Below are 25,812 nucleotides of genomic sequence, written 5' to 3'. Positions count from 1 at the left end.
CAGTTCCGCCCCTTCAGCGCCGCAGCCAGCTTCTCGATCAGCAACGGCACGTTCGCGCGCTCGTTGAACGTCGGGATCACCACCGCGAGCTCGAGCTGGTCGGGGATCACGCGATTTCCTTGAGCACCGCGTCGCCCATCTCGGTGGTCGACAGCGATCCGCCGAGATCGGCCGTCCGCGCACCGCCGGCGAGCGCCGCCGCGACGGCGGCCTCCACTTTCAGCGCCGCTTCCTCATTGCCGAGCGAATGGCGCAGCAGCATCGCCGCCGACAGGATCGCCGCGCAGGGATTCGCCTTGCCGGTGCCCGCAATGTCCGGCGCCGAGCCGTGGATCGGCTCGTACATGCCGTTGTCGCCGCTCCAGGCGCGCAGCGAGGCCGAGGGCAGCATGCCGATCGAGCCGGCGCACATGCTCGCCTGGTCGGAAAGAATGTCGCCGAAGAGATTGCCGGTGACGATCACGTCGAACGCCGCCGGCGCGCGCACCAGCTGCATCGCGGCATTGTCGACATACATGTGCGTGAGCTGGACCTCGGGATATTCGGTCGCCAGCTCGTTCACGACATCGCGCCAGAGCTGCGACGTCTCGAGCACGTTCGCCTTGTCGACCGAGCAGAGCTTCTTCCGGCGGCGCCTGGCCATCTCGAAGCCGACCCGGGCGATGCGCTCCACCTCGACTTCGTTGTAGCTCATGATGTCGAAGCCCTGGCGCAGGCCCTCGGCGGTGTGCCGCCGGCCCTTCTCGCCGAAATAGACGTCGCCCACCAGCTCGCGGACGATGACCAGGTCGAGCCCCGCCACCACATCGGGCTTGAGCGGCGAGGCATCGGCCAGCGCCGGGAACAGCGTTGCCGGGCGGATGTTCGCGAAGAGCTGCAGCTCGCGGCGCAGGCCGAGCAGCGCCGCCTCGGGGCGCAGCCGCCGCTCCAGTGCCTCGAAGCGCGGATCGCCGATCGCGCCGAACAGCACGGCATCGGCCTTCTTGGCGAGGTCGAGCGTCTCCTGCGGCAGCGGGCGTCCCGTCACCAGATAGGCCGCGCCGCCGACGGGCGCCTCCTCGAAGTCGAGACCCAGCGCCAGCGCCTCCAGAACCCGGCGCGCCTCGCGCGTAACTTCCGGCCCGATCCCGTCACCGGGCAGAACAGCTATCAGTGGCAATTCATGCTCCCCACGTCGTCGCCGCCTGCTTTGCCGCCCTTGTGGCCGTCACGCAACAGCGCGCTTCAGCCGATCGACCAGCCGGGCCCGCGCCGCGAGCAGTTCGGCGCCCTTTCCGATCAGCAGGTCGCGTTCCAGGAAATGGCCGGTGAGCCTGAATCCGTCCAGGATATCGCCCCAGCCGGCCTCCCCGCCCTCGACCAGGAAGCGCGGCAGCCGCAGCAGCCGGTCCTCATAGCCTTCCGCCCCGATCCGGCTCACCGCGATGCCGCTCCTGGGGCTGACATAGGCAAGCTCGTCGTTGCGGCCGGTGGCGGCGCAATGCTCGAGGTCGAGCCCGAAGCCGAGTTCCGCGAGCAGCAGCAGCTCGTAGCGGACCATCGCCACCGCCCAGCCCCGCGCCGCCGGCGCCGCCTCGATCGCGGCAAGCACGCCGTCGAGCGCACTATAGAGCCGCGGATAGGGCAGGCCTTCGGGCAGCGCGAAGGCGGAAAGTGCGGTCGCCCATTGGAAGGCGGCGGCGGGCAGGGCTTCGGAGAACATCGCGGCGCGGCTGTGGAGCAGCTCCACCGTCAACCCGGCCAGCGCATCCTCGGTGCGCGAGCGCCACTCGCCCTGCACCAGGTTCGCCGGCTGGAGCACCGGCCGCAGCGCCCGCCCATGGCCGCCGCGGACATAGCCGGGCTGCACGCCCTCCTGCTCGGTGAACGCCCGCACGATCGCGCCATGCTCGCCATGCGCGCGAACGGAGAGGATGATGGCTTCGGCGCGCAGGTGCATGGCGCTGCTATATAATTCCTCCCCGGGCTTGTCTCGGGGAGGGGGAATTGGGTTACGCCCCCCGCCGCACCTTCTTCGCGAGCTTCTCCAGCCCGGCCCGCTTCACCAGCGCCTTCACTCCTGCCACGCCGCGGTCGAACCCGCCGAGCGCCGCCATCGTCACCCGATTGGCCAGCGACGGGCGCAGCAGGAACAGGTCGACGCACGCCACGCCGCCGGTGGCGAACTGGCGCTTGTGCTGGCCCTCGCCCTCGGTGAAGTCGAAGCGGGCGAACTTCCCTTCCTCGAACAGGTCCCGCATCGCCTCCAATTGGAGCACCGCGCCGGGCGAGAGGTCGTTGAACGCCGGATCATGGCCGACATGGGCATAGACCACCACGCCACCCTCGATCACCGGACAATAGAGAAAGGCAGCCGGCTCGCCCGCGATGTAGAGCAGCCAGGCACGCACCTGGTCCGCGGCGCCCTGCGCCAGCATCGTCGCGATGAACTCGGGGCTGTCGGGCAGGCCGGAGCCGAGCAGCCGCTCCTGATAGGTCCGCAGCGAGATCCGCCGCGCGACGTCGTGGAACGCCTCCAGCTCGTCCGGCCCGCGAAAGGCGCGCACGTCGAGCTCCCCGCCGCTCTCCGCCGCGATCTTCCTGGCCTTGCGCTTGATGCCCTGGCGCGCATTGGACGAGAGTCCGTTCCACCAGGCATCGAAGCCTATCCCGAAATCGGCGAAATGGCGGGTATAGCGCTGCCGGATGAAGGGCAGCATGTCGCCCGACGCCCTGACCAGCGCCGGCACCAGATGCTCGGGCAGCGAGGTGACGACATAGCCATGCGCCTCGCGCGGCAAGGGGGCCAGCCCCGGCAGACGGTCGGCCCGCGCCGCATCCAGCGTCAGCGGAATGCGCACCAGATAGCGCTGGATCGCCATCAGCGTGCGCGCGCCGATCTCGAACTTGAGCTGGGTGGGCCTGGCCTGGGGGGCCTCGGCGGCGACGTCGCTCATTGCGTTCACGCGGCGCGCTCCTCGACCAGGTTCGACCAGAGCTGCTCGGCCTGGCGCCAGCGCGTGCGGAGCAGGCTCGGCCCGAGCGGCGCATCTTCCTGCCCGAGCGCCATCCTCGGCCTGTCGGCGAAATGTTCGGTCACCAGAACCCCCCGGCGGCTGGCCAGCATGCGGCACAGCGCTTCGAAGCGACGTACGTGCACGGCGTTAGGCCGCGTCCCGGCGCGATTTGCAAGCTCGAAGCCATGGCTGACGATCGTCACCGCCGCATGGCTGCGGACCACGGCATGGTCGAGCGCGGCGCGCATCTCGCCCGCCGACAGCGCGCAGATCTGGAAATGGCGCAGATGCCCGGCACGATCCTCGATCAGCGTCACCGGCACCTCGATGATCCCGCGATGCGCGATCGGGGCGATCTGGCGCGGCGCCAGGTTGATCGCGCTCGGCCAGGGATGCTCGGAGCCGTTGTGGCTGCTGTCATATTCGAAGCCGAGCTGGGCCAGCGCGCCCAGCGTGTCGTCGCTCGCCGAATAGCTGCCCGAGCGAAAGGCGATCGGTTCGGCCGCACCGCAGGCCACCAGCATGTCGGACGCCCCCGCCAGCAGCTCGACCTGCTCGTCGAAGCTGTAGTCGATCAGTTCGAACGCGCCATAGGTCGTGCCCTTGTCGCCGGCATGGGCGCCGGTCCAGTTGGGATGCAGGTGCAGCTGCACCTCCTGCCCCGCTTCCAGGATCGCGCCGACCACGCGCTTGATCGGATCGAGGCCATAGACGAGCGCCGGCATCGGATCGACGAAGAAGATGGCCTTCAGCCCATGCTTCGCCAGCTGCGCCAGCTGCCAGGCGACGCCCACATTGGCGGGCTCCAGCGAGCGCTGGACGATCGTGTCGACATCGAGCCCGGCGACATGGTGCCGCCACATGATCTCGGTGTCGATCGTGATGAAGACCCGGGTAGCCATGGCGCCCGATTATCGCACGGGCATGAAGAAATGCCGAATGCCCGGCCGAGGATCAGGGCTTGATCCCGTACCGGGCATAATCCTCGTCGATGCGCGGCGAGATCATGCGGGCGGCGGCAAGGTCGTCGGCCGCACCGGACGCTCCGGCCTTCGCCTTGATCACTCCGCGCATGAACAGGCTCGCGGCCATGTCCGGTGCCTGATCGAGCGCCGCGTCGAAATCGGCGAGCGCATCGTCCATCCGCCCCAGCCGGAAATAGACCAGCCCGCGGCTGTCCAGGATCGCCGCCGAGGAATCGCTCAGCTCGATCGCCTTGGTGCAGTCCTTCAGCGCGGTGTCGAGCGCGACGTTCAGCGTGCCCTTGATCCAGCAGCGCTGGTTGAGCAGCGAGGGATTGCCCGGCGTCGCCTTGATCGCCGTATCCATCACCGTCACGGCCTCGGCCAGCTTGCCGGCATCGCCGAGCAGGCTCGACTGCAGCATCACCAGGTCGTTCTTGTCCTTGCCGGCGGTCTTCATCCGCTCGGCGACCAGGCTCAGTGCCTCGTCCGCGCCGCCATGATCGGCGCGCAGCCGGGCATAGCTGTCCAGCGCCCCGGCCGAACCGGGCTCGAGTTCCCGCGCCTTCTTGATGTCCTCCAGCGCCTTGACGTCGTCGCCCAGCGCGATGCGCACCCGCGCGCGCCACAGATAATTGTCTGCGCTCGGCACCAGCGCGATCACCCGGTCGATATCGGCGAGTGCCGCCTTGCGGTCATAGACCCTCTCGAGGAACGCCGCGCGGGCCGTATAGCCCTCCACTTCGTTCGGCTTGTCGGCAATGCGCTTGGCATAGACCGCCAGCACCGGGTCGAGCAGCTTCGCCGCGCGGGCCGGGGCCACGGCCTTCCAGTAAGGCGGGGTATCCTTGGGCGCGTCGAGCTTGAGCAGCCGCAGCTTGGCCGCATCGACCTGCGCGCGCACCGCCGGGATATCGCCGGGCGCAATCTCGCGCACGCCGGTGGTCGCGCGGTCCTCGACGGTGACCCATTCACCGGCGAGCTGCACGCTGCGGCTCAGCGCCGCCCCGGCCAGGCTGGCCGGCAGCGTCTGGTCGCCCTCCAGCGCGAAGCCGGCACCGCCGCCGGGCAGGCGGATGCGGGTACGGGTGCGCGTGCTGCCCGGATCGCCGCCGCTCACCGGGATCGCCGCCCATTCGGACTTGCTGCGATCGGGCGCGAACTCGACGCTGTTCACGGCAGTGTCGAGGTCGAGACGATAGCGGCCATCCTCCTTCGACCAACCGGGCGAGGAAATGCCCGAGGCGGTGAGGATCGTCGCCCCGCTCGCCTCGTCATAGCGCACATTGCGCTCGCTCACCTGCGCGCCCGAGACATATTGGCCGACCACGGCATCGGCCATCTCCATGGCCTTTTCCTTGCCCATCTGCGCGGAGAAGCGCAGCAGCATCGCGTTCTGCCCGCGCAACTCGGCACGCAGCGTGAAGGGCGCCGGCAGGTTGACGCCGGCTCGCCCGTCCAGCTCGACGTCAACCGAGGCATCGGGCCGGGCATTGGCGCGCAGCGGCATCTTCTCCAGCCCCGCCCCCGCCGCGCGCAGCGGCAGCGCGTTGCGGAAGGGCGGCACATCATCGAGATCGGCCTGGCGGCTGCCCAGCGCCGTACCGTCGAGCCAAAGCACCTGCCCGCCGATCGTGGCCCGCACGATCACATGGTCGAAGGCCGCCGGCGCCGGCATGCGGTTCGACACGTTGTCGCCCAGCGTGGAATTGACCAGCGCCGGCTCCGCCTCGATCCCCAGCGCACGCAGCATCGCGATGAGCAGCACTGTCTTGGCCTTGCAGTCGCCATAACGCAGCGTCCAGGTCTGCGCCGGGGTCTGGGGCACGTAATTGCCGCCGTCCATGCCGCGATAGAGGTAGCGCACCTGCTCCTGCACCAGCTGCAGCGCCATTGCGGCGCGGGTCCGCGGATCGCTGGAGGCCGCGGCGATCTTGGCAACTTCGGCGGCAAGCGGACCATCCGGCGCGATCGCGCCGTCGGTCTTGTAGAGCGGCGCCATGGTCCGCGAGACTTCCTCCCAGTTCGCGAAGGTCGTCGCTTCGAACAGCGGCAGCGGGCGGAAGCGCAGCGGCGCATCGCTCGGCATCGCGGTCGGCTCGGGGAACGGCATCAGCACGCCGATCTCGCGGAACGCGCCATTCTTGATCGGCACGAAAGTGTCGGGCAGATATTGCGCCTTGAAGTTCACCTTCATGCCTTCGGGCCAGATCACCCGAAGATGGCCATATTTCACCGGCGACGGCGCGGCGATCAGCGGCGCCATGGTCTGCAGCCGCCCGCCCAGCGCGGGATCCCGCCGCACGGTCGAGACCACGACACGCAGCACATCGCCCACGCGCAGCCCTTCCACCGCCATCGTCGCGGTAAGCAGCCCGTTCATCTGGGCGCGCTCGAGCATCTGCTCGCGGCGCAGGACGGTGAATTTCTGCCCGGCCTTGAGCAGGTCGATCGTCTCGCCGCCGCGCAGGATCTCCACGCTATGGACGATCAGGTCGCCGTTGGTCGGCTCCCAGGGGAATTGCACCGTGCCCGCCTGGGTAAGGATCTCCGGCGAGGCGATGTGGAGCATCATGTCGGAATAGGCCCACACCTCGTCCCCCTGCAGCCGCTGCTGCTGGTCGATGCGGAGCACCATGGGATCGTCGGCGGTCACCGCCTTGATGTCGATCGCCGGCGCGGGCTGCACCCAGTCGGGCGCAGGCTTGTACAGCGGCTGGTCACCGGCATGGGCAGTGCCCGCCAGCAGGGCGAGCGCGAAGGACGACAGAACGATACGCAAGAGGATCCCCCCGGAATTTGGTGGAAATCTAACGCTCGCTCCGGCGCCCCGGCAAGCCATGCCGGTGAATTATCTGTGCAGTTTTGATGCCTTATCGCGCATGGAAATAATCATAGATCTGTTGCGCGACGCCAGCGCTCACGCCCGGCGCCTTCTGCAGGTCCTCCAGGCTCGCGGCGCGCACCGCCCGCGCCGTGCCGAAATGCATCAGCAGCGCTTTCTTGCGCGCCGGGCCGATCCCGGGAACTTCGTCGAGCGGGCTCGCCCCGATCGCCTTGGCCCGTTTCTGCCGGTGGGCACCGATCGCAAAGCGATGGACCTCGTCGCGCAGCCGCTGGAGATAGAAGAGCACCGGCGAATTGACCGGCAGCATCAGCTCGCGCCCGTCCATCAGGTGGAACACCTCGCGCCCCTCGCGCCCGTGATGCGGCCCCTTGGCGACGCCGACCATGCAGACGTCCTCGATGCCCAGATCCTCGAGCACCGCCCTGGCGGCATTCAGCTGCCCGCGCCCGCCGTCGAGCAGCACCAGGTCGGGCCAGCTCCCGCCCTGCCGGTCCGGGTCCTCGTCCTGCGCCCGGGCGAAGCGACGGGTGAGGACTTCGCGCATCATCCCGTAATCGTCGCCGGGCACGGTCTCGGCACGCTTGATGTTGAACTTGCGATACTGGTTCTTCTGGAAGCCCTCGGGCCCCGCGACGACCATCGCGCCCAGCGCGTTGGTGCCCTGGATATGGCTGTTGTCGTACACTTCGATCCGCTCGGGGCTCTCGGGCAGCTCGAAGATGTCGGCGATCTCGGCGAGCAGCCTGGCCTGGGTCGTGCCCTCGGCCAGCCGCCGGTCGAGCGCTTCCACCGCGTTGCGCGTCGCCTGCTCCAGCAGCCGCCGGCGCGGCCCGCGCTGCGGCACGCCCAGCGCCACCTTGTGCCCGGCCCGTTCCCGCAGCGCCTCGGCCAGCAGCGCCGCTTCCTCCAGGTCGCGATCGACGAAGATCGTCCGGGGCGGCGGCACTTCCTCGTAGAACTGCATCAGGAAGGCCGAGAGCACTTCGTCCTCCGACACCTCGTTGGTATGCGCGGGAAAGAAGCTGCGATGCCCCCAATTCTGCCCGCCGCGGATGAAGAAGGCCTGGATCCCCATCACCCCGCCCTTGCAGGCCAGCGCGAAGATATCGGCATCGCCCACGCCCTCGGCGTTGATCGCCTGGCTGCCCTGGATGAAGGTGAGCGCCTTCAGCCGGTCGCGCAGGATCGCCGCCAGCTCGAAATCCAGGCTCTCCGCCGCCGCCTGCATCTGCGCGCCGAGCTTCGCCTGCACCTGGGTCTTCTTGCCCATCAGGAAGGCGCGCGCGTCGTCGACCAGTTCCTCATAGGCCTCGGGCGTGATGCGATCGACGCACGGTGCCGAGCAGCGGCGGATCTGGTAGAGCAGGCACGGCCGGTCGCGCGTGTTGAAGAAGCCGTCGGTGCAGCTCCGGAGCAGGAACAGCTTCTGGAGTGCGTTGAGCGTCTTGCGCACCTGGCCCGCGCCCGCGAACGGCCCGAAGTAATCGCCCTTCACCTTGCGCGCGCCGCGATGGAGCTGGATGCGCGGGAAATCGTGGTCGCGCCGGAGCAGGATGAACGGGAACGATTTGTCGTCGCGCAGCAGCACATTGTAGGGCGGGCGGAAGCGCTTGATCAGCTGCGCCTCGAGCAGCAGCGCCTCGGCCTCGTTGTTGGTGGTGACGATCGTCATCGATCGCGTCTGCGCCACCATCCGCTGGAGCCGCTTCGAGAGCCGCATCACCTGGGTATAGTTGGTCACCCGGTTCTTCAGCGCCCGCGCCTTGCCCACGTACAGCACGTCGCCCCGCGCATCCTGCATGCGATAGACACCGGGCCGCGCCGGCAGCGTCTTCAGCACGTTGCGGATCGCCGCCACGCCGGCTTCCAGATCGGGGGCGTCAGCGCCGCGCACGGCGAAGGTGGCAGCCTCTTCGTTGAAGCGGTTGGGCGAGTTTGGATCGGACATCGTCGCACCGGATTTAGGGGGTGCGACGGGCAATCGCCACTCCCCTTGTCGCCATCCCCGCGAAAGGCGCGATGGCCGCGAAAGCGCGCCTTGAACCGTCACGAGGATGTGCGATGCTCCACCCACATATTTGGGAGAGTCGTTCCATGAAGCTCGTCCTGTCCGCCGCGCTGCTCGCGCTGGCCATGCCACTCGCCGCCCATGCCCAGACCGTCCCCGCGCCCATAACCGCCGCCTTGGGCGATGCGGGCCGGCCCCAGGCCGAGAAGGACCGCGACGCCGCCCGGCACCCGGGCGAGATCCTCGCCTTTGCCGGCATCGCGCCGGGCCAGAAGGTGGCCGACTTCATCATGGGCGGCGGCTATTGGACGCGCATCCTCGCGCCGACGGTGGGGCCGAAGGGCAAGGTCTATGCCTATCAGCCCGCCGAGTTCATCCAGTTCCGCGCCGCCTATGCCGATGAGCAGAAGGCCGCCACCGAAGGGCGCGCCAACGTCGTTCCGCTGAGCGACAGCCTCAAGAGCTTCGCCTTCGCCGAACCGCTCGATGCGATCGTGACGGTGCAGAACTGGCACGATCTCCACCTCAAGGCCGCGCCGCCGGGAGCCGCCCGGGGAATCGCGAAGAAGCTCTATGATGCGCTCAAGCCCGGCGGCGTGCTGCTGGTGATCGACCATGTCGCCAACGCCGATCCCGAGTTCGCCGTGCCGCAGACGCTCCACCGCATCGATCCCGCCGCCGCGCGCGCCGAGATCGAATCGGCCGGCTTCAAGTTCGAGGGCGAGCTGCCGCTGCTGCGCAATCCGAACGATCCGCACACGGCGAACGTCTTCACGCCGGAAATCCGCGGCAAGACCGACCAGTTCATCTACAAGTTCCGCAAGCCGGCGGCCTGAACCGGGCCCTCCCTCCCGGGGAGGCGCGAGGATCAGCGGCCGGCCGCGTTCTCCAGTGCGTTCGCCCGGGCCTCGATGCGCTCCATCGCGGCCTGGGCGCGCCCGCCGACATCGTCCGCGCGCCGCTGCTCCTCCACGGCACTGCGCCACGCCACCGCGATCATGACGACGAGCAGCAGCGCCGTGAGCGCGGTCGCGAGCTGGAGCCAGCGTTGGGTGGTCATGCCGCCATCCTAGGGGCCGCGCGCACCACCGGCAACGGCTGGCCATGCGCCAGGCCCGCGCCCGTCGAGCCCACCGGCCCGCACGTCACTTGCCGCCGTCGAGCACCTGCCGCACCTTCGCGGCGAGCTGGGCGATACTGAACGGCTTGGCGAGGAAGTCGACGTCATGGTCGAGCATCCCGTTATGGACGATCGCGTTGCGCGTATAGCCGGTGGTGTAGAGCACCGGCAGGTGCGGCAGCTGCTCGCGCATCCGCTCGGCGAGCGTGCGACCGGTCATGTCCGGCATCACGATATCGGTGAACAACAGGTCGATGCCCGGATGCTCGCCGAGCATCGTCAGCGCCTGGACCGGGCCCGAGGCGTGGATCACGACATAGCCGAGCTCGCGCAGGGCATCGACCGACATGATCCGCACCTGCTCCTCGTCCTCCACCACCAGGACGATCTCGCCCTGGCCGCGCGGCAGCTCGGCCTCCGGTGCGGGCACCGTGCGCCGGTCCTCCTCGCCGAAATGGCGGGGAATGTAGAGCTTCACCGTCGTGCCGACGCCGAGCTCGGAATAGACCTTCACATGCCCGCCCGACTGCTTGACGAAGCCATAGACCTGGCTGAGCCCGAGCCCGGTGCCCTTGCCCACTTCCTTGGTGGAGAAGAAGGGATCGAAGGCGCGCTCGATCACCTCGGCGCTCATGCCCGTGCCGGTATCGGTCACCGACACCATCACATATTGGCCGGGCGTCACTTCGGCATGGCTCGCTGAATAGGCGTCGTCGAGATAGGTGTTGGCCGTCTCGATCGTCAGCCGGCCCCCCTCGGGCATCGCGTCACGCGCGTTGACGCACAGGTTGACCAGCGCGTTCTCCAGCTGCCCCGCGTCGATAAAGGCCGGCCACAGCCCGCCCGCCAGCACCGTCTCGAAGCGAATCGTCTCGCCGATGGTGCGGCGGAGCAGCTCGGACATGCCCGCCACCAGCCGGTTCGCGTCGAGCGCGGCCGGCGCCAGCGGCTGGCGGCGCGCAAAGGCGAGCAGGCGCGAAGTGAGCTGCGCCGCGCGCTCGGCGCCCTGGAGCGCGCTGTCGATCGACTGGGCCGCCTTGACGGGATCCTTGCCGATGCGGCGCCTGGCCATGTCGAGCGAGCCGATCACGATCGCCAGCATGTTGTTGAAATCATGCGCGATGCCGCCGGTAAGCTGGCCGATCGTCTCCATCTTGCCGAGCTGGCGCAGCTGCGCTTCCGCCATCTCGCGCTGCTCGCTCTCGGCCAGCAGCCGGGCATGCGCCGCTTCGGCCGCGTCGCGTGCCCATGCCGCGGCATGCGCCCGCCGCATCGCCGAGCGGGTGACGAAAAAGGCGACGACCGCCACGCCGATCGCCGTCACTGCGAGCCATAGGGTGAGCAACGCCGCCTGCCAGGACGCGTCGCGGCTGCGCACCGCGAACAGCCCCGCCTCATGGCTCCGCATTTCCTCAACCAGCGTGCGGATGCGGCGCATCTGGCCGAGTCCGACCCCGGACTTCACCCCCGCGGCGACGCCGGCCGTGTCGCCGCGACGGATCATCTCGACGAAATCGGTAAGGCGGTCGAGCCGCGCTTCGATCAGCCGCTGCAGCGTCACTGCGCGGACGCTTTGCTCCGGACTGTCCGAAACCAGCGCGCGCAGCTCCGCAAGCTCCCGGTGCAGGCCGTGCCCGCCGCTGGTGAACGGCTCCAGATAGGCGGGGTCGCGCGTGATCAGATAGCCGCGCTGGCCGGTCTCCGCCTGCTGCACGCCGGAGAGCACGCTGCTCAGCTGCTCCTCGACTTCGAGCGTGTGCGAGACCCAATGCTGCGCCTGTAGCTGCCCGCGAACGAGGAAGAGCGCCCCGACCAGCGCCGCGGCGAGCAAAGCAAAGGAGATGAGGAGCGCGATCAGCCCCGGATCGAGGCGGGCGCGGACGGTGTTGCCATCCGCGCCGGAATTGGGGGCCGAACCGGAAGCCAGCCCCGCGTTCACATCAGTTCAGGCGGCCGAGTCCGGCGATCGTCTGGTCGACGAGCTGCTTGTCGGCTTCGGCGCCATGCTTCTCGGCGATGATCGCGCCTGCCGCCGCGGCGGCGGCATCGGCGGCCCTGGCGCGAACCTCGGCGATCGCGGCGCGCTCGGCAGCAGCGATCTTGTCCTCGGCCATCTTGGCGCGCCGCTTGGTCAGTTCCTTCGCGTCCGCCTCGGCCTTCTTCAGCAGCGCCTTGGCCTCGGCCTCGGCATGGGCGACGATCGCGGCGGCATCCGCCTCGCTGGCGGCGTTGCGCGCCTTGGCCTTGGCCAGCTCGGCCTCCGCCTCGGCCCGGAGCGCGCTCGCTTCGTCGAGCTGCCTGCGGATCGAATCGATCTTGGCGTCGAGCATCTTGCCGATCATCGCCGGCACGCGCTTCCACAGCACGATGCCGAGGACGACGAGCATCGCGATGGCGACGAACATCGGCGCGGTGATCACGCCGAACGCAGCCGGCTCATGATGCAGTTCCACGGTGCCGGTCTCCGCCTTCAAGCCATGGGGTTGTTCAGCCATTGGCCAGCGCCGCCTTCACTTGCTTGGTGACCGACACGCGGTCGGCCGTCACGCCCGAGAGCTTGGTGACGATCGCCTGGACGGCGTCCACCGTCTCGGCCTCGATCTCGCCCAGCGCCTCGGTCTTGGTCGCTTCGATGCGCACGGTGGCCTCGGCGATCTTCGCCTCGGACGCGGCATCGCCCTTCTTCACTTCGGCCTCGGCCTTGGCGGTCGCCTTGTCCTTGGCCTGGCTCAGCGTCGCGAGCGCCGTGGTCCGGGCCGCTTCCAGCCCGGACTCGTAAGCGGCATCCGACGCCTGGGCCGCGTCTCGGGCAGCCTCGGCCGCGGCGAGGTCCCCGGCGATGCGGGCGTTGCGGTCCTCGACCGTACGCTCGATCTTCGGAACCATCGCCTTGCCGATCCCGAAATAGATGAGCGCAAACACGATCGCGAGCCAGAAGAGCTGCGACGCGTAGATCTCAGGGATTTGGGATAGCTGCGGCATTGGCTGTCCTCGAGACTACCAGTTAGCGGACGACGAAGAGGATCAGGATCGCGACGACGAACGCGATCAGGCCCAGAAGCTCGGCACCGGCGAAGCCGATGAACAGGCGGCCCTGCTGGCCGTCCGCGGCACCCGGGTTGCGCAGCGCGCCCTCGAGGAACGAACCGAACACGTTGCCCACGCCGAGCGCGGCCAGGCCGATGCCGATCGCCGCAAGGCCGGCACCGATGTACATTGCACCAACGTCAGTCATTTCAAGCTCCCTACGTAATCCAATAAACCAAACGAACAGCGCGACTTAGTGCAGGTGCACCGCGTCGTGGAGATAAAGCGAGGTCAGCAGCGCGAACACATAGGCCTGGATCGCGCAGACCAGCAGCTCGAGCGCGCTCACGCCGATGATCATCAGCATCGAGGCGAACCATACGCCATAGCCGATGCCGCCCGCGTTGAGGCCCTGCACGGCGAAGCTGCCGAACACTTCGAGCAGGATGTGCCCCGCGGTCATCGCGACGAACAGTCGCAGGCCCAGCGAGAACGGACGCACCATGAACGAGATGAACTCGACCGGGATGATCACCGGCATCAGCCACAGCGGCGCGCCATGCGGCACGAACAGGCCGAAGAACTTCAGGCCGTGCTTCCAGAAGCCGACCGCGAGCACGATGGCAAACGAGAAGAAGGCCAGCACCGCGGTCACGGTGATGTGGCTGGTCACCGCGAAGGTGTGCAGCCCCGGCACCACCGCCAGCGGCAGGATGCCCACCAGGTTGGCGAACAGGATGAAGAAGAAGAGCGAGAAGATGTAGGGGGCGAACTTCTTGCCGCCCTTGCCGATGCTGGTGTTCACCATCGAATCGATGAAGCCCACCGCGCCCTCGGCCATCAGCTGCCACTTGCCCGGGATCAGCGCGCGCTTCATGCCGCCCAGCATGAACACGAACAGCAGCGCCGCCACGACGAACATGAACAGCGCGGAATTGGTGAACGAGAGGTCGTAGCCCAGCAGATCGAACTTGATCAGCTTGCCGACCTCGAACTGCTCCATCGGATTGATTGCGCCGGCGCTCACTCTGCCCGCTCCTTCGAAATCTTGTAGATGCTGCGGAAAGCCGCCACGAAAGACAGCGCGACGAAGCCGAGCAGGAACCACGGAAGCGTGTGCAGCCAGCTGTCGAGCGCATAGCCCAGAACGCCACCGCCCAGCGGCATGCCGATCAGGTCCATCAGCACGCGCGAACCCTGCTTGTAGCCCTTGGCATCGGCAGGCGCCTTGGGAACCGCCGATCCGGTTCGCGCAGCCTCGGCCGCTTTCGCATCGGCGATGCGGCGGTCCAGGTCGCTCGGAGCACGGTCTTGGGTCAAGGCGGTCAAGGCGTTCCAGATATGAAAAAAGCCGCCGACAGCGCCGGCGACATTGGAGCATCGCCGGCCTTTCAGCCGCGTTGCTCGGGCGCTTTAGGAACGCTGGCGGACCGAGTCAACTCCAGGCCCGGACTCGCCGCCAAATCGGCGAAATCCTCGCCTTGAATAACGGCGCGTTTGCAGGAACAAATCACGCATGCCCGACCCCGCCGACAATAGCGGCCACCGCGCGCGCCTGCGCCGCCGCCTGTTCGAGGGCGGGCCGGACGCTTTGCTCGATCACGAACTCGTCGAATATCTGCTCGCGCTGGCGATTCCCCGGCAGGATACCAAGCCGCTGGCCAGGGCATTGCTCCACGAATTCGGCGGCATCGCCGGACTTCTGACCGCCGACGCCGAAGCGCTGGCCCGGGTGAAGGGCATGGGCGAGACCAGCGTCGCCGCCCTGAAGACCGCCCATGCCGCGGCGCTCCGCCTGCTGCGCGCCGAAGTCGCCGAACGCCCGGTGCTCGCCAACTGGCAGGCGCTGCTCGACTATCTGCGTGCCGACATGGCGCATCACGCGATCGAGCGCTTCCGCGTCCTCCACCTCAATTCCAAGAACATGCTGATCCGCGACGAACTGATGAGCGAAGGCACGATCGACGAGGCCGCGGTCTATGTGCGCGAGGTGATCGCCCGGGCGCTCGAGCTCAAGTCCGCCGCACTGATCCTCGTCCACAACCATCCCTCTATCCGATTTTCAGCAACGCTGAGACACGCCTAACACCTTTGAACCACTAGTAAAAACACGATTTTCCTGCATTGCGTAGTGGGGGCGGTTTTGGCAAACTGGGGGCGGTTTAAGGGATGACAACGCGTTTCCGCCCCCAGTAAGCGACCCCCGTTTCTCCTCGACCGATCCCAGTTCCTGGACAGGAGAAAACGCAATGCCGAGCCTGACCGATACGGAAATCCGACGTGCGCTGAAGCGCGTCGAACTCAGTCGCAAGCAAGAGAACCTGGCCGACGGCGACGGGCGCGGTACAGGCCGGCTCGTTCTAGTCCTCAAGCCTATGCCGAAACGCGTCACTGCCGATTGGATGGCCCAACAGTGGCGGGACGGCAAACGCACCAAAAAGAAGATCGGCGCCTATCCGTCGATGCCGCTTGCGCAGGCTCGCGAGATCTACAAGCGCGATTTTTCCAATGTCATCCAAAAGGGCCGCAGCATCAAGATTGCGACCGACACTCGCCCCGGCACCGTTGCCGACCTTTTCCAAGGCTATGTCGCCTCGCTCAAAGACGCCGGAAAACCATCTTGGAAGGAGACGGAAAAAGGCCTCAACAAAATCGCGGACACGCTCGGCCGCGGCCGTCTTGCGCGGGAGATCGAAGCCGAAGAGATCATTGAGCTGCTCCGACCAATCTACGAGCGCGGGACGCGCTCGATGGCGGACCACGTTCGCAGCTATCTCCACGCCGCCTTCAATTGGGGCATTAAATCCGACAACGACTATCGGCAGCAATCCGCTCGGCGATTCCGCATTCCCTTCAATCCCGCTGCGGGCATTCCGACAGAACCCAAGGTCCAGGGCACGCGCTGGCTCGACGAGGACGAATTCGTCCAACTCTATCGCTGGTTGGAATGTCCGGATTCGCCGGTCCATCCGCCGTACACCCGTGCTGTCCGTCTCCTCATGCTGACCGGACAGCGTGTCGAGGAGATTGCGAGCCTCCATATCGACCAATGGGACGCGAAGGAAAAGATCATCGATTGGTCTAAGACCAAGAACCAGCAACCCCACGCGATTCCGGTGCCGAGCCTGGCCGCAGAGCTTATCTCATCCATCAACGTCAACGAATACGGTTGGTTCTTCCCTTCGGCCAAGGACCCGTCGAAGCCCGTCAGGCACTCCACCCTCTATTGTTTCATGTGGCGCCAACGTCAGCGTGGCGTAATTCCCTACGTGACGAATCGCGACCTACGCCGGACCTTCAAAACACTCGCCGGAAAGGCGGGCGCATCGAAGGAAATTCGCGATCGCCTCCAGAACCACGCCTTGCAGGACGTCAGTTCGAAGCACTACGACCGTTGGACCTATATGCCCGAGAAACGCGCCGCCATGGCAAAATGGGACAAATTCGTCCGCGCGATGTTCGCGAAGAAAGGCCTAAAGCGGGCCGGCACAGCCAAAGCTAAGCACCAGTCAGCAGCCGCGTCATCCCCGCAAAAACGGGGATGACGATAAAAGCAAAGCCTTGATCGAGTCCTAGCCCTAGCCTGGAAGCCCGCAGCGACTTCTAGTGCAACATCCTCACAATCGCTTGTCGAGATTCTCGATCAGAGCCGTATCGTTCATTACCCCTTCGTCAGGATAGGCACTTAGGTCACCGTCTGACGCGGCATACTTACGATAGTCCACCCCATCCCAAAGCCACCATATGGCCGGCTGCCCTGTGACCGGATGGTACATGGCATTCTTGAAGGTAGGGAAATCTACCAAGTCCGCTCTAATCGGGCATTTCCCGAGCTTTGCTACGATGCCTTTCCTGAGGGCTGCGCTTGCGGGAAAGAAGGTAGTGAACGCAACCTTAGATGTCTCAATAGCTCCGCATTCAAAGTCTTTATAATCTGCCAAAACTAAATCGAACGCTCTCACCATTTCGCCATACTGGCTATTAACGTGAGTTACTTGCAATACTGCAAAGCCCTTAGCAACGCGCAGAGCGTAGACTTCACCGATTTTCTTACTCATCTCAGAACCCCGGATAACCCGCCTTCATAAGTATCTCCATGCCCCTAGTCAGGGATTCAGCGTATACGGGATTCGTTGCAGCGATGGAATTGATCTTATTCATCAGCGTGCCTCCGATTGCCTGGCGCCCGTGCGCCTCGATTAGCACCTGCTCGACGGCCTTGGCGTTTGCGCGGGTCAGGAGCGGGATACCAGGAATTCGCACGATGGTGATTGATTTTTCACGCCAGTGAGCAGCCGCACGAGCTGCCATGTTGTTGGTAATGCCAACATACTGGACCTGCCCTGCCGTCGTCTTCGAATAGTAGACAGCCACGTCTCCTCCGGCTGCAACCGCCTCGCGAGAACCACCCCTGATCGCGGCGCCGATCAGGGCGCTTGCACCGCGCTGGATGAGCGACTTACCGGCCGCCAGCACGCCTCCCCCCAAGTCCAAGAGCCAAGACTCATCGTTCGCCTTGCCAGAGGCATAGCTGTCAATGCGCAGAATGCGCCCCTCTTTGTCGACAGTCTTGAGGTAGACAACAGTGCCTTCGGCATTCTGCCCCATCCCGACCTGCTTACATTCCGAGTTCAGGAACGGATTGCAGCTCGTCCCAGTCGGGTCGCCTAAGTTTATGGGGTCATTGCCAACGTAACCGTAGAGATTGAACTGGTCCTTATAGCCAATCGGATCGACTTGCATGAACCGCCCGAGCATCGGCGAGTAAAATCGAGCCTTGTAATAGTACATTCCGAGCTCAGGAATCCATGCTTGCCCCGTATACTGGAATCGTCCCTGGTTGGTGCGTCCGGGCACACCATACTCATCGTAGCTGTTAATTTGGCTGAGATTGCCGTTCCAGTCCGTCCAGAGAACAATCGAGTTCTGGTGGTCCGGCTTGGGAAGATGCGCATTTGCCCAACTCCCGCCCAGAGCTGCCCCGTCGAACCAGGCGAGGGGGTCGTCGTTGCCGGGTCCGTGGATGTAGCGCTTCAGCATCGAACCAGCGGTGTCGAATTCTGCTACGAGTTGATCGCCATCGTACAGGAACTGCGTGGTATTATTTCCAGCAGTGGTTGAAAATAACCTGCCCAGCGGATCATAAGTGAGAGTAACCCCAGTCGACGCCACGACCAGACGATTTTCCGCATCGTAGGTATAAGCAATACCACCATCGGAAGTAAGGTTGCCGTTTGAATCATAGCCGTAACTATTGCCGCCTACGCTGGCATATTGATTAAGGCCGTTCGGAACGTAGCTGAGATTAGTGGCCTTATAGTCTGAAAATGCATAGGCATCATTCGACCTTGCCAGACTGACGATCTGACTTGCCGAATTATACCCGAAGTTCGTATCGACGCTCCCAGTTCCGCCGGTCAAAGCCTCGCTCTGGGTGAGGAGTCGATCGATCCCATCGTAGTAATAGTGGGACCAACTGCCGGACCCGCGATGAGCCAAGTGACCGGCATCGTCATAGGTGTTTGCGAGAAGGCCCGACGACGCATTCACGCCCGCCGTGCTCAGCCGGTCAAGGCCATCGTATTGATATCCAGCAAAATTTCCGTCAGGATACGTAACCCTCGTGCGGTTCCCACTCGCATCGTACTGAAAGTTGAGCGTTCGGCCCGCCCCTCCGAGAGTTGTCGTGGTGGATTGAAGGCGACCGAAGCCGTCGAAGCTGCTCAGGACTGCATCGCTGCCAGTTGTTCCGTCGAACCGCGCGGATGTCTGCAAGCCACCCAAGTCATAGCTATAATATACGTCCCGCGTCATCGACGCTGGCACATTCGTACAGGCATAGCCCGCGACACATGCGTCCGGGACGATCTTGGATGTCATGCGCTTCAGTGCGTCAAAGGTAAACGTGAACTGGCGCCCATCACGCTTGCGCGCCCTTGTACGGTTACCGCTAGGATCGTAGCTATATTCTTCGCGGTCGTTAGGGTTGACCGCCCCTGCGGTTGCCAATGCATCGGCTTGGGTCGAAGAATTAAAGCCAGTCGGCGCCGTCGGGGAAGGAAACTGCCACTGGATCAGGCGCTCGAAGCCATCATAGACCATTTGGGCCCTGTTACCGTCGGCATCGATGATGAACTCTTGCTTGTCACTTGCTGTGTAGCTGTAAGTTACCGCCGCCTGCTCGAGATTGGTGCCAAGCGCCTTCCGTACTTGCGCAACGCGACCGGCCGTGTCGTACACGTTCTTAGTGATACGGTCTGGTCCTTGGTTGCCCTGTGGGCCGAGAACGCAGGCGCTAGCAGGCAGATTGCCAAAGGTGGCAGGATTCATCCTCGTCGCTGTGCATTCCAGCCGATTCAGAGAATCGTAACTGAATTGAGTAACGCGATAAATCGTCCCACCGGCGCTGGCGATTTCCTTCAGCTTGCGACCTGAGGCATCATATTCCGTGTCGACTTGGTTAAAGACCGTGAAGTGCGTCCAGTTCGCCGGCGCGACATCAGCGGACTCCCAGGACGAGAGCGCGCCGTTTTCCACGCGCGTCAGGCGCCCATCTTCATCGTAGCTATTTCGGACAGCTTGTCGGGGCAGCGGCCCACCTCCGTCCGGATCCGCTGAAATCGTGCCCGTGATCCGGCGATCCTGGTCATATCGCGTCGCCCACGTCAGATCAGACGGCGCAGTCTGCGCGAGAGCCGCAGGCGCGCCTACGGCAAATGCCAGGATTCCGGCGCAAAATCTGAAAAACTGTCCCACCCGACGCCTCTCTGCGATTGTGGTAAAGGTCAGAAACATGATGAGAGACCAGCGCGAGGGCCGGTTTCCGAGGTGCGATTGCCGATCGAGTCAAAATCAGCGCAGATTCGATAGCTGCGAATGACGCCGTCAGCGTCCTGGGCTGTCACCACTCTCCCAATGGGAAGCAAATTATTGCCTACCGCCCCGGAATCGGGCCCGTAGTCAAACGTGATCACGGTTTCATCCGCGGCCCCACCGCCACAGCCGTCGCCAGACGTGGTCGTGGTTCGGCATGTCTTCTCCGCCGTCAGCAGCCATATCGGCGCTTCGGCACGTACGTACCCGCCTCCAGCCGCACGAACCCAAGCATATCGTGGCGTATAAGTGAGGCGCTTGACTGGGCGTATGCCATTGACATCGGCAGGAAAGCTTATCTTGGTCGGTAGGCCGGTCTGATTATCATACACATAATCCGTCTGCCCCCCATTCTCGTCGCGGGTCCAGTTTGGCTTGTTACATTTTGCCGTATATGTGCAAGTGGCATCGAAATCTGCGTAAGTGTTAATTGGATCTAGACCAGTGCCCACCCTCGGAGAGATTTGAGTCTGCGTCACATCTCCTCGCGTATTATTGGAATACAAATACACCTGATAGCCAAAGTCTGTCATGCTACCTTTATAATTTGCGTAATTGTATTGATACACTCTCGACTGTGACTTTCCAGCCGGCCGCAGGGTATAACTCGTATAGTTGTTATAGAAGTATGTATCCATGCCGGAGGTGATCGATTGCGGGTTCGTCATCGTCATTGAATTTGTCCGCAGTAATGTTTGGCCGCCCTGAACAGAAGTAAGGCTGTACTGCCAAATATTTCCATTGGAATTTATGGACTTCACCGTATTTATCGGGGAAGTATAGGATGCAGCGGAAGAATACGGCATGGAGTTTGTATACTGAATACTCACGTCGCCGAACTGGGAATATGCTCGCACGGGCAACATGTTAGCGTCCGTAGCGATCTTACGCACGCGCCCCGACGGGAGCGTAATGGCCAGCTCTCTTGTGGACATGTTTACAGCAAACGAAGCGGTAGGCCAGGATTTGCTGAAGGTACAGGTATCAGCATTGGGATCACAGTAATCAACTGCGGTATTAACGGCTACTACCTGAGCAGGGTTTATGGCGCTAAAATTAGATCCATTCGCAACCGACTCAATCGGAGATGAATACACATATTTTAGCATGTAACCGCGACTTGATACGACCGCCTGCTTCCTTACGTAGTTTCCGTATTTCTTGTAGAATATTCTAATTAAATCCCCGCTAGGGTACTCAATTTTATCTACTAGATATACTCGCCCAGCCGAGTAGAAGCTCGCATGCAGCACGTTGCTTGCCGCGTTATAGGGGATATCACCGACCCCAAAAGTATATTTAATCCCATCCTTGCTAGTATAAGTATAGCCTTGGCTGAAAGTAAGCCTGTCCGAATCCTCTGGCAAAGTGCAGCAGCCGTAGTACCTCTTGTATACGGACCCGTTAATCTTGAACGTCGAAGAATGACTAGAAAGGTCAACGGATATGCAAGTATTGTCTGCCGGGCCTGTGCGATTGCAGGACACCCCGGTCACCAAAAACATCGACCAATTGTCATTCATATTAAGATTATTTATGAAATAGTATCCGCCCTTCGCATCAAGATTATACGCTACCCCGCCGTTATTGTCTCCGATAGAAACAACTTTCGTCGGAAGGCTAAATACTCCAGAAGAGAGATTAACCCCGTTCTCATCGACCATTTGAAATTCAGGGGGAATCAGCGCATCACTCTTCGCATACTGCGCGTAAGATTCCAGGGGGGCGAGCAGTGCGCCCACAAGAAGAATACTTTTCATACGCCGACAAGCGCGATCAGAGTGATTATTCGTGATCATGTTGTTCTCGCAGTCAGGGTTTTCAAAGAGTAACCGCGCAGCTTAACTATTCGACGAATGCAAGAAATTGTCGGAGAGATCGGCATTCGACATGGGCTATTTAATTCCCATCCCTCAGGTCGTATAGTTTTCTGCGCCAGTTACGGTCGCCATTACAGTGCCTATTGTGACATCGCATTCAAAGGACCTGCAACAGCGACAGGATGTGAATTGGGGGGAGTGGGAGTGGAGACTGGCATGGGGGGTGGTGTCAGCAGCGCCGGCGCACACCCCGGTCCCATTCCGACTGTGCCAGCAAAATATTGCGTTCGGTTGCCTGCCGCATCGAAGCAGATCGCGATCGCTTTTGCGTTGTTAGGACCTCCGCTTACCGAAGATCCCGTCAATCGGCCCAAGGAATCATACTGATAGGAGATCGACTCCTGAGCATGTGCCGAAGCCGAGAAAAAGGCGATCACCAATGGGCTCACGCCCGCGAGTAAACGAAGCAACAGTCCCCCCTCAGTGGCTGGCCCTTCCGAGCGATAACCCGGTCAACTGACCCCCGGGTAGCTATCTCCGATGGACAGGAATATCGAGCGAATCAAGGAGCTTCAAAAGAATTTTTAGTAAACCCGCCGTTTCCGTTCTTTCCATCGGCACCGCGATCACGGCATCACTGCGGTACAGAGGATCGGCAGCGCGCGGTGACCTGGGCAGCTGCACTCGCCAATAAGACAGCCTGCAACGCGTGCCGACACGAATTTCCGAGTTTCTGGTTCATCCTACTCCCCCCTGGCTCGCCTTCGAAAAGACCGCTTCCAGGGCCATGAGACGAGAAATCTTGCGGCATCGGCAGCCCCGATCAGCAGTAGCAGTCGGCGTTATAGATCGTTACGATGGTGGAATTGCGCTGCAGGGTCGCGGAACCTGAGGTAATGGTCCAGACAATCTTGAGGACCAACGGATTCCCCGCCGGCACTCCCGAGTACGGCGTTATTCGTACATAGCGGTGCGTTCCGTATGCCGAATTGTCGTTTGGATCGAACGGCCCCGAGCCTAGAGACCACGCGGTCTCGTAATACCCCTGCCCGCGGACATACTGTACTGAGTAAGCAACCCCGACGGGGCCCGCGCAGGTGCCGGAGCGGACCAGATATGGATAGACTGAGAATTCATCCGTCCCAGCGAGATCGTCGGCAGCTGTGAGAATACAGTTCGAAGGCGCCGATGCGGTGGTGACGGTATAGTTGGAGCGGTTGCCAGCAGCGTCGAATCCGATCGAGGAAACGACCCCGTTGTTCGACCCGCCCGATGTCTGCGCCTTGGTCAGCCGACCAAGCGCATCATAGCTATAGGTCGTCACTTCCTGCGCCTGCGCACTCGCCGTTAAAACAAAGCCTAACGCCAGTAAGCAAGCTAGCAAGCGAACGCTCATAGCATCTCCAGTCAAGAAGCGCCTTCCCGTTGCCCCGCCGCGTAAGCGGCAGCAGCCAAATACCCATGCGCTTACTAGGTAAACTCTGTTTCGCTGCCGCAACTACCGAGCGTTGTTTACAAAGCTATGGCACACTACGAACGTTCGCCTCACTTTGGATCAAATTGCACAAGCGGTCGGCAGCAGCCCCACTGGCAGGATTCTGCTCGTGCCGCAGGAAACGCGCGCTATCGTGCCAATATGACAGCGACGCGGGCATTGCAGCCCGCCTTCCGGACCACGCACTCCCGGATTGCGGGGATCTCCTTTGGCTGCAAAGGCACTCCGGGCACTGGCCTTATATGATCCCCAAAGTCCGCATGCTAGAAACGCCCCCAGAAGCAATGATCAGGTGGTCAAGGACCCGGACGCCAATATGGTCGCAGGCACGCGCGATCGCGAAGGTTGCCTCCTTGTCAGCGCGGCTTGGCGTCGGATCCCCTGACGGATGGTTATGCGCGAGGACCAGGTAGGTAGCGCCGCTCACCGCGGCCGATGCGATAAGACCAGTAATCGGCGCGGAAACTTTACTCCGAGAGCCATCGATCGCGAAAGTGCCGCACGTCTCGAAATTGCTGTCCAGGAATAGGCCAACCAGCAGCTCGGTTTTCCGCCCATCGAAGTGGGCGCGCAGCTCATTCAATGCATCAACGACGTCGCGAACCCGAACACCCATGTGCCCAGGCTGTACATCGCCTGCAACCATCCGAAAGCCTGTGGAACCGAAAGGGAGCAGAAAACTAAAACATCGCGACGAGAGTGCGCGAACCGCTCGAAGGGCTTCCACGGCGGCCCCGCATAACGCGAGAGGCGGAGCACCTCGACTTCCGCCAGGGACATGCCGCGAGCCTCGCGAAATGCACGCCATTGTCGTTCAGTCTGGAGCTGCTCAATCAGCTCGAACTCGCCACGCCGGAGCTCTTCCTGGTGGACCATCGTAGCGAGCCAGCAATGGCCGGCCCCAGCCTCCGCGTGCGGGCCGGGGCCGGAGATCATAGGATCAAGGGCACTTGGTAAATTGTCCCTTCTTCGGTCCGGAGGCTACGTGGCACTTGCCGTTCTTGTCCTTGGTCACCCCACCGGTCGTAGTTGCCTTTGCGGCGGCCGTGGCGGCCGGCGTCGGGCATTTGATGAACTTGCCCTTGGCATCCTTGCACGGGCCCGCTGCGAATGCGGAGCTCGAAGCGGTGAGCAATGCGATCGACGCTACCGCGAAAGTGATCCTGCGCATGTCCTCTCCTTTCCGAACGAGTCGTCGGTTCGGGAAAGGTATCATCGATCGCCTTGAAACAAAGCGGCAATGTCACTCTGAGGGTGGCCGCCTCCAGGCGTATAGCTAACCCGGATTGCCTCCCGATCGCAGTTCCGAACCGTTGCCCTACGCAAATGGACGCCCAAAACCGGCAGCGATCGCGCTGAAAAATCGCGCGACATCGTTCGCCGTGAGGCATCACTGCCAGATCGCACACTCTATATGTGTTGCTATATTTTGATCATACAGCTATGGTGTGTGTCATGGCCGCCCAACCGAAATACTCTGCTCTTGCCCAGTTCATCACTGACGGTCGCACCAGAGCGAACCTCACCCAAGCTGCGCTCGCCCGCGTGCTCGGCCTCAAACAACAGTCGGTAAGCCGGTGGGAAGCGGGCACGCACCGGCCATCAATTGATCAGATGGCGCCCCTCGCCAATGTGCTCAAACTCGATGAATCGCGACTCATGCAACTCGGGCAGGCTGACGCAGCGCCCGTGCTGGCTGTAGCGCCGCTCTTGCCTTTGAGCATGCTTGCACCAGAGATGTTTGAACGCTTCATTGGGGATCTCACGAGCTACCTCTACCCCACTCGCAACACGCGCGTGCGCGGCGGTCGCGGTCACGATCAAGGCGGTTGGGACGTTCTCGCCATCGGCGACGGCGAAACGATCGGCATTCAGTGCAAGCAGGTCGAGCGCTTTGGTCCTGCCGAAGCCCGACGCGCGATTGCCGGCGTCGACCGTCCGGTCGATCGCTCTATTCTTGCCCTTAGCCGCGTCGCCAGCCCGGCCACAGCTGATGCGATGGAGGCAGCTGGCTGGGAAGTTTGGGACCAGGACGACATATCCCGCAAGGTTCGCGGGCTGCCGGGAGAACTTCAGGACAATCTTGTCGACATCTTCTTCCGGGGACAACGGCTCGTCCTGCTCGGACGCGACAATCCCGGTCCATGGGTCAAGGCCGATCGCTTTTTCGCCCCGTTCGACCAAGATGATAGCGCCTTCACGCATAACTGGGAGCTTGTCGGTCGCGAAAGCGACCTTGAGACCCTGAACGCTGGGCTGGAGGGCGAGCAGCCAGTAGTAATTGTCTCAGGCGCGGGTGGCATGGGCAAATCCCGCCTAATCAAGACTGGCGTTGAGCGTTACGCAGCGGCACATCCGGCAACGCTGGTGCGCTTCCTGTCGCCCGTAAGCGACCCAGACCACGAAGGCCTCGAAGCGCTTGGCACCTGCGAAAAGCTGTTGGTGGTCGATGACGCTCATGATCGCGACGGTCTCCCGCTCCTGATCGACTACGTCGCCGACCCCCGCAACAAGGCGCGGCTACTGCTCGCGACACGCCCTTATGCCGAGCAGCGCATTCGGAATGACTGTCGTTGCCCCCTAATTGCCTGACGAGGCCTCGCGGGTTTGGGTGATGTACTCGCGGGGTGATCGGTAGCCTAGCGCCTTGTGCGGATGGACCT

At 63.4% G+C, this 25,812-nt stretch carries 24 protein-coding genes; 4 read left to right on the top strand and 20 right to left on the bottom strand.

Annotated elements, in window-relative coordinates:
- Positions 1 to 106: 106 nt before the first annotated feature.
- The 6 genes from leuB to uvrC all read right to left on the bottom strand — a co-directional run bounded on the left by leuB (position 107) and on the right by uvrC (position 8,754).
- Positions 107 to 1,159: a 3-isopropylmalate dehydrogenase gene (gene leuB / locus ACIQCS_RS23585; protein ID WP_345848395.1), complete on the bottom strand. Its 1,053-nt coding sequence runs from the start codon at positions 1,157 to 1,159 to the stop codon at positions 107 to 109.
- Positions 1,160 to 1,207: 48 nt separating this feature from the next.
- Complete coding sequence (gene recO / locus ACIQCS_RS23580) at positions 1,208 to 1,939, bottom strand: DNA repair protein RecO (protein WP_280280922.1); 732 nt, start codon at positions 1,937 to 1,939, stop codon at positions 1,208 to 1,210.
- A gap of 52 nt (positions 1,940 to 1,991) precedes the next feature.
- Positions 1,992 to 2,936, bottom strand: a complete 945-nt coding sequence (locus ACIQCS_RS23575) for a GNAT family N-acetyltransferase (RefSeq protein ID WP_345852004.1) — start codon at positions 2,934 to 2,936, stop codon at positions 1,992 to 1,994.
- A 5-nt stretch (positions 2,937 to 2,941) separates the two neighbouring features.
- On the bottom strand, positions 2,942 to 3,898 hold the full coding sequence (locus ACIQCS_RS23570) for a polysaccharide deacetylase (RefSeq protein WP_345848397.1): 957 nt from the start codon (positions 3,896 to 3,898) through the stop codon (positions 2,942 to 2,944).
- 52 nt (positions 3,899 to 3,950) lie between these two features.
- Positions 3,951 to 6,740 carry a DUF3857 domain-containing protein gene (locus tag ACIQCS_RS23565; RefSeq protein ID WP_345848399.1) on the bottom strand — a complete coding sequence of 930 codons (2,790 nt, stop codon included), beginning with the start codon at positions 6,738 to 6,740 and terminating at the stop codon, positions 3,951 to 3,953.
- A gap of 91 nt (positions 6,741 to 6,831) precedes the next feature.
- Positions 6,832 to 8,754: an excinuclease ABC subunit UvrC gene (uvrC, locus tag ACIQCS_RS23560; protein ID WP_345848401.1), complete on the bottom strand. Its 1,923-nt coding sequence runs from the start codon at positions 8,752 to 8,754 to the stop codon at positions 6,832 to 6,834.
- A gap of 146 nt (positions 8,755 to 8,900) precedes the next feature.
- Between uvrC and ACIQCS_RS23555 the strand changes: the two genes are divergently transcribed.
- Positions 8,901 to 9,650 (top strand): methyltransferase, encoded by a 750-nt coding sequence (locus tag ACIQCS_RS23555; RefSeq protein WP_345848403.1) that lies wholly within the window; start codon positions 8,901 to 8,903, stop codon positions 9,648 to 9,650.
- 32 nt (positions 9,651 to 9,682) lie between these two features.
- Here the strand turns inward: ACIQCS_RS23555 and ACIQCS_RS23550 are convergent, their stop codons facing one another.
- From ACIQCS_RS23550 to ACIQCS_RS23520, 7 genes are all read right to left on the bottom strand, one after another.
- Positions 9,683 to 9,874 (bottom strand): hypothetical protein, encoded by a 192-nt coding sequence (locus ACIQCS_RS23550; RefSeq protein WP_345848405.1) that lies wholly within the window; start codon positions 9,872 to 9,874, stop codon positions 9,683 to 9,685.
- An 85-nt stretch (positions 9,875 to 9,959) separates the two neighbouring features.
- On the bottom strand, positions 9,960 to 11,873 hold the full coding sequence (locus tag ACIQCS_RS23545; protein WP_345848407.1) for a CHASE3 domain-containing protein: 1,914 nt from the start codon (positions 11,871 to 11,873) through the stop codon (positions 9,960 to 9,962).
- Position 11,874: 1 nt separating this feature from the next.
- Positions 11,875 to 12,429 carry a hypothetical protein gene (locus tag ACIQCS_RS23540; RefSeq protein ID WP_345848409.1) on the bottom strand — a complete coding sequence of 185 codons (555 nt, stop codon included), beginning with the start codon at positions 12,427 to 12,429 and terminating at the stop codon, positions 11,875 to 11,877.
- Positions 12,422 to 12,916, bottom strand: a complete 495-nt coding sequence (locus ACIQCS_RS23535; protein ID WP_345848410.1) for an ATPase — start codon at positions 12,914 to 12,916, stop codon at positions 12,422 to 12,424. Before ACIQCS_RS23535 ends, ACIQCS_RS23540 begins: the two co-directional genes overlap by 8 nt.
- Positions 12,917 to 12,938: 22 nt before the next feature.
- On the bottom strand, positions 12,939 to 13,151 hold the full coding sequence (locus ACIQCS_RS23530; protein ID WP_167301603.1) for a F0F1 ATP synthase subunit C: 213 nt from the start codon (positions 13,149 to 13,151) through the stop codon (positions 12,939 to 12,941).
- Between the two features lie 63 nt (positions 13,152 to 13,214).
- Positions 13,215 to 13,988: a F0F1 ATP synthase subunit A gene (locus tag ACIQCS_RS23525; RefSeq protein ID WP_167301484.1), complete on the bottom strand. Its 774-nt coding sequence runs from the start codon at positions 13,986 to 13,988 to the stop codon at positions 13,215 to 13,217.
- Complete coding sequence (locus ACIQCS_RS23520) at positions 13,985 to 14,290, bottom strand: AtpZ/AtpI family protein (protein WP_401531933.1); 306 nt, start codon at positions 14,288 to 14,290, stop codon at positions 13,985 to 13,987. Before ACIQCS_RS23520 ends, ACIQCS_RS23525 begins: the two co-directional genes overlap by 4 nt.
- Before the next feature lie 187 nt (positions 14,291 to 14,477).
- Between ACIQCS_RS23520 and ACIQCS_RS23515 the strand changes: the two genes are divergently transcribed.
- Complete coding sequence (locus ACIQCS_RS23515) at positions 14,478 to 15,047, top strand: DNA repair protein RadC (RefSeq protein WP_345848415.1); 570 nt, start codon at positions 14,478 to 14,480, stop codon at positions 15,045 to 15,047.
- 163 nt (positions 15,048 to 15,210) lie between these two features.
- Positions 15,211 to 16,506, top strand: a complete 1,296-nt coding sequence (locus tag ACIQCS_RS23510) for a site-specific integrase (RefSeq protein ID WP_345848416.1) — start codon at positions 15,211 to 15,213, stop codon at positions 16,504 to 16,506.
- 72 nt (positions 16,507 to 16,578) lie between these two features.
- Here ACIQCS_RS23510 and ACIQCS_RS23505 read toward each other — a convergent pair whose 3' ends face one another.
- From ACIQCS_RS23505 to ACIQCS_RS23475, 7 genes are all read right to left on the bottom strand, one after another.
- Positions 16,579 to 17,019: a hypothetical protein gene (locus ACIQCS_RS23505; RefSeq protein ID WP_345848418.1), complete on the bottom strand. Its 441-nt coding sequence runs from the start codon at positions 17,017 to 17,019 to the stop codon at positions 16,579 to 16,581.
- A 1-nt stretch (position 17,020) separates the two neighbouring features.
- Complete coding sequence (locus ACIQCS_RS23500; protein WP_345848420.1) at positions 17,021 to 19,717, bottom strand: RHS repeat-associated core domain-containing protein; 2,697 nt, start codon at positions 19,715 to 19,717, stop codon at positions 17,021 to 17,023.
- A gap of 29 nt (positions 19,718 to 19,746) precedes the next feature.
- Positions 19,747 to 21,633 carry a hypothetical protein gene (locus ACIQCS_RS23495; RefSeq protein WP_345848422.1) on the bottom strand — a complete coding sequence of 629 codons (1,887 nt, stop codon included), beginning with the start codon at positions 21,631 to 21,633 and terminating at the stop codon, positions 19,747 to 19,749.
- 844 nt (positions 21,634 to 22,477) lie between these two features.
- A complete protein-coding gene (locus ACIQCS_RS23490; RefSeq protein ID WP_345848423.1) occupies positions 22,478 to 23,050 on the bottom strand; it encodes a hypothetical protein in 573 nt (190 codons plus the stop codon).
- A gap of 337 nt (positions 23,051 to 23,387) precedes the next feature.
- Complete coding sequence (locus ACIQCS_RS23485; RefSeq protein WP_401531929.1) at positions 23,388 to 23,765, bottom strand: JAB domain-containing protein; 378 nt, start codon at positions 23,763 to 23,765, stop codon at positions 23,388 to 23,390.
- The gene (locus ACIQCS_RS23480; RefSeq protein WP_345848424.1) at positions 23,729 to 24,025 is read right to left on the bottom strand and encodes a hypothetical protein; all 297 of its coding nucleotides are present in this window, start codon (positions 24,023 to 24,025) and stop codon (positions 23,729 to 23,731) included. Before ACIQCS_RS23480 ends, ACIQCS_RS23485 begins: the two co-directional genes overlap by 37 nt.
- A gap of 64 nt (positions 24,026 to 24,089) precedes the next feature.
- Positions 24,090 to 24,320, bottom strand: a complete 231-nt coding sequence (locus ACIQCS_RS23475; RefSeq protein WP_294052755.1) for a hypothetical protein — start codon at positions 24,318 to 24,320, stop codon at positions 24,090 to 24,092.
- A gap of 284 nt (positions 24,321 to 24,604) precedes the next feature.
- Between ACIQCS_RS23475 and ACIQCS_RS23470 the strand changes: the two genes are divergently transcribed.
- On the top strand, positions 24,605 to 25,741 hold the full coding sequence (locus ACIQCS_RS23470) for a helix-turn-helix domain-containing protein (protein ID WP_401531927.1): 1,137 nt from the start codon (positions 24,605 to 24,607) through the stop codon (positions 25,739 to 25,741).
- The last annotated feature ends 71 nt before the right edge of the window (positions 25,742 to 25,812 follow it).

Origin of the sequence: Sphingomonas sp. NPDC092440 (genome assembly GCF_044754985.1) — a bacterium.
Lineage (GTDB): Bacteria > Pseudomonadota > Alphaproteobacteria > Sphingomonadales > Sphingomonadaceae > Sphingomonas.
This window is presented reverse-complemented; position numbering and strand designations above follow the sequence as displayed.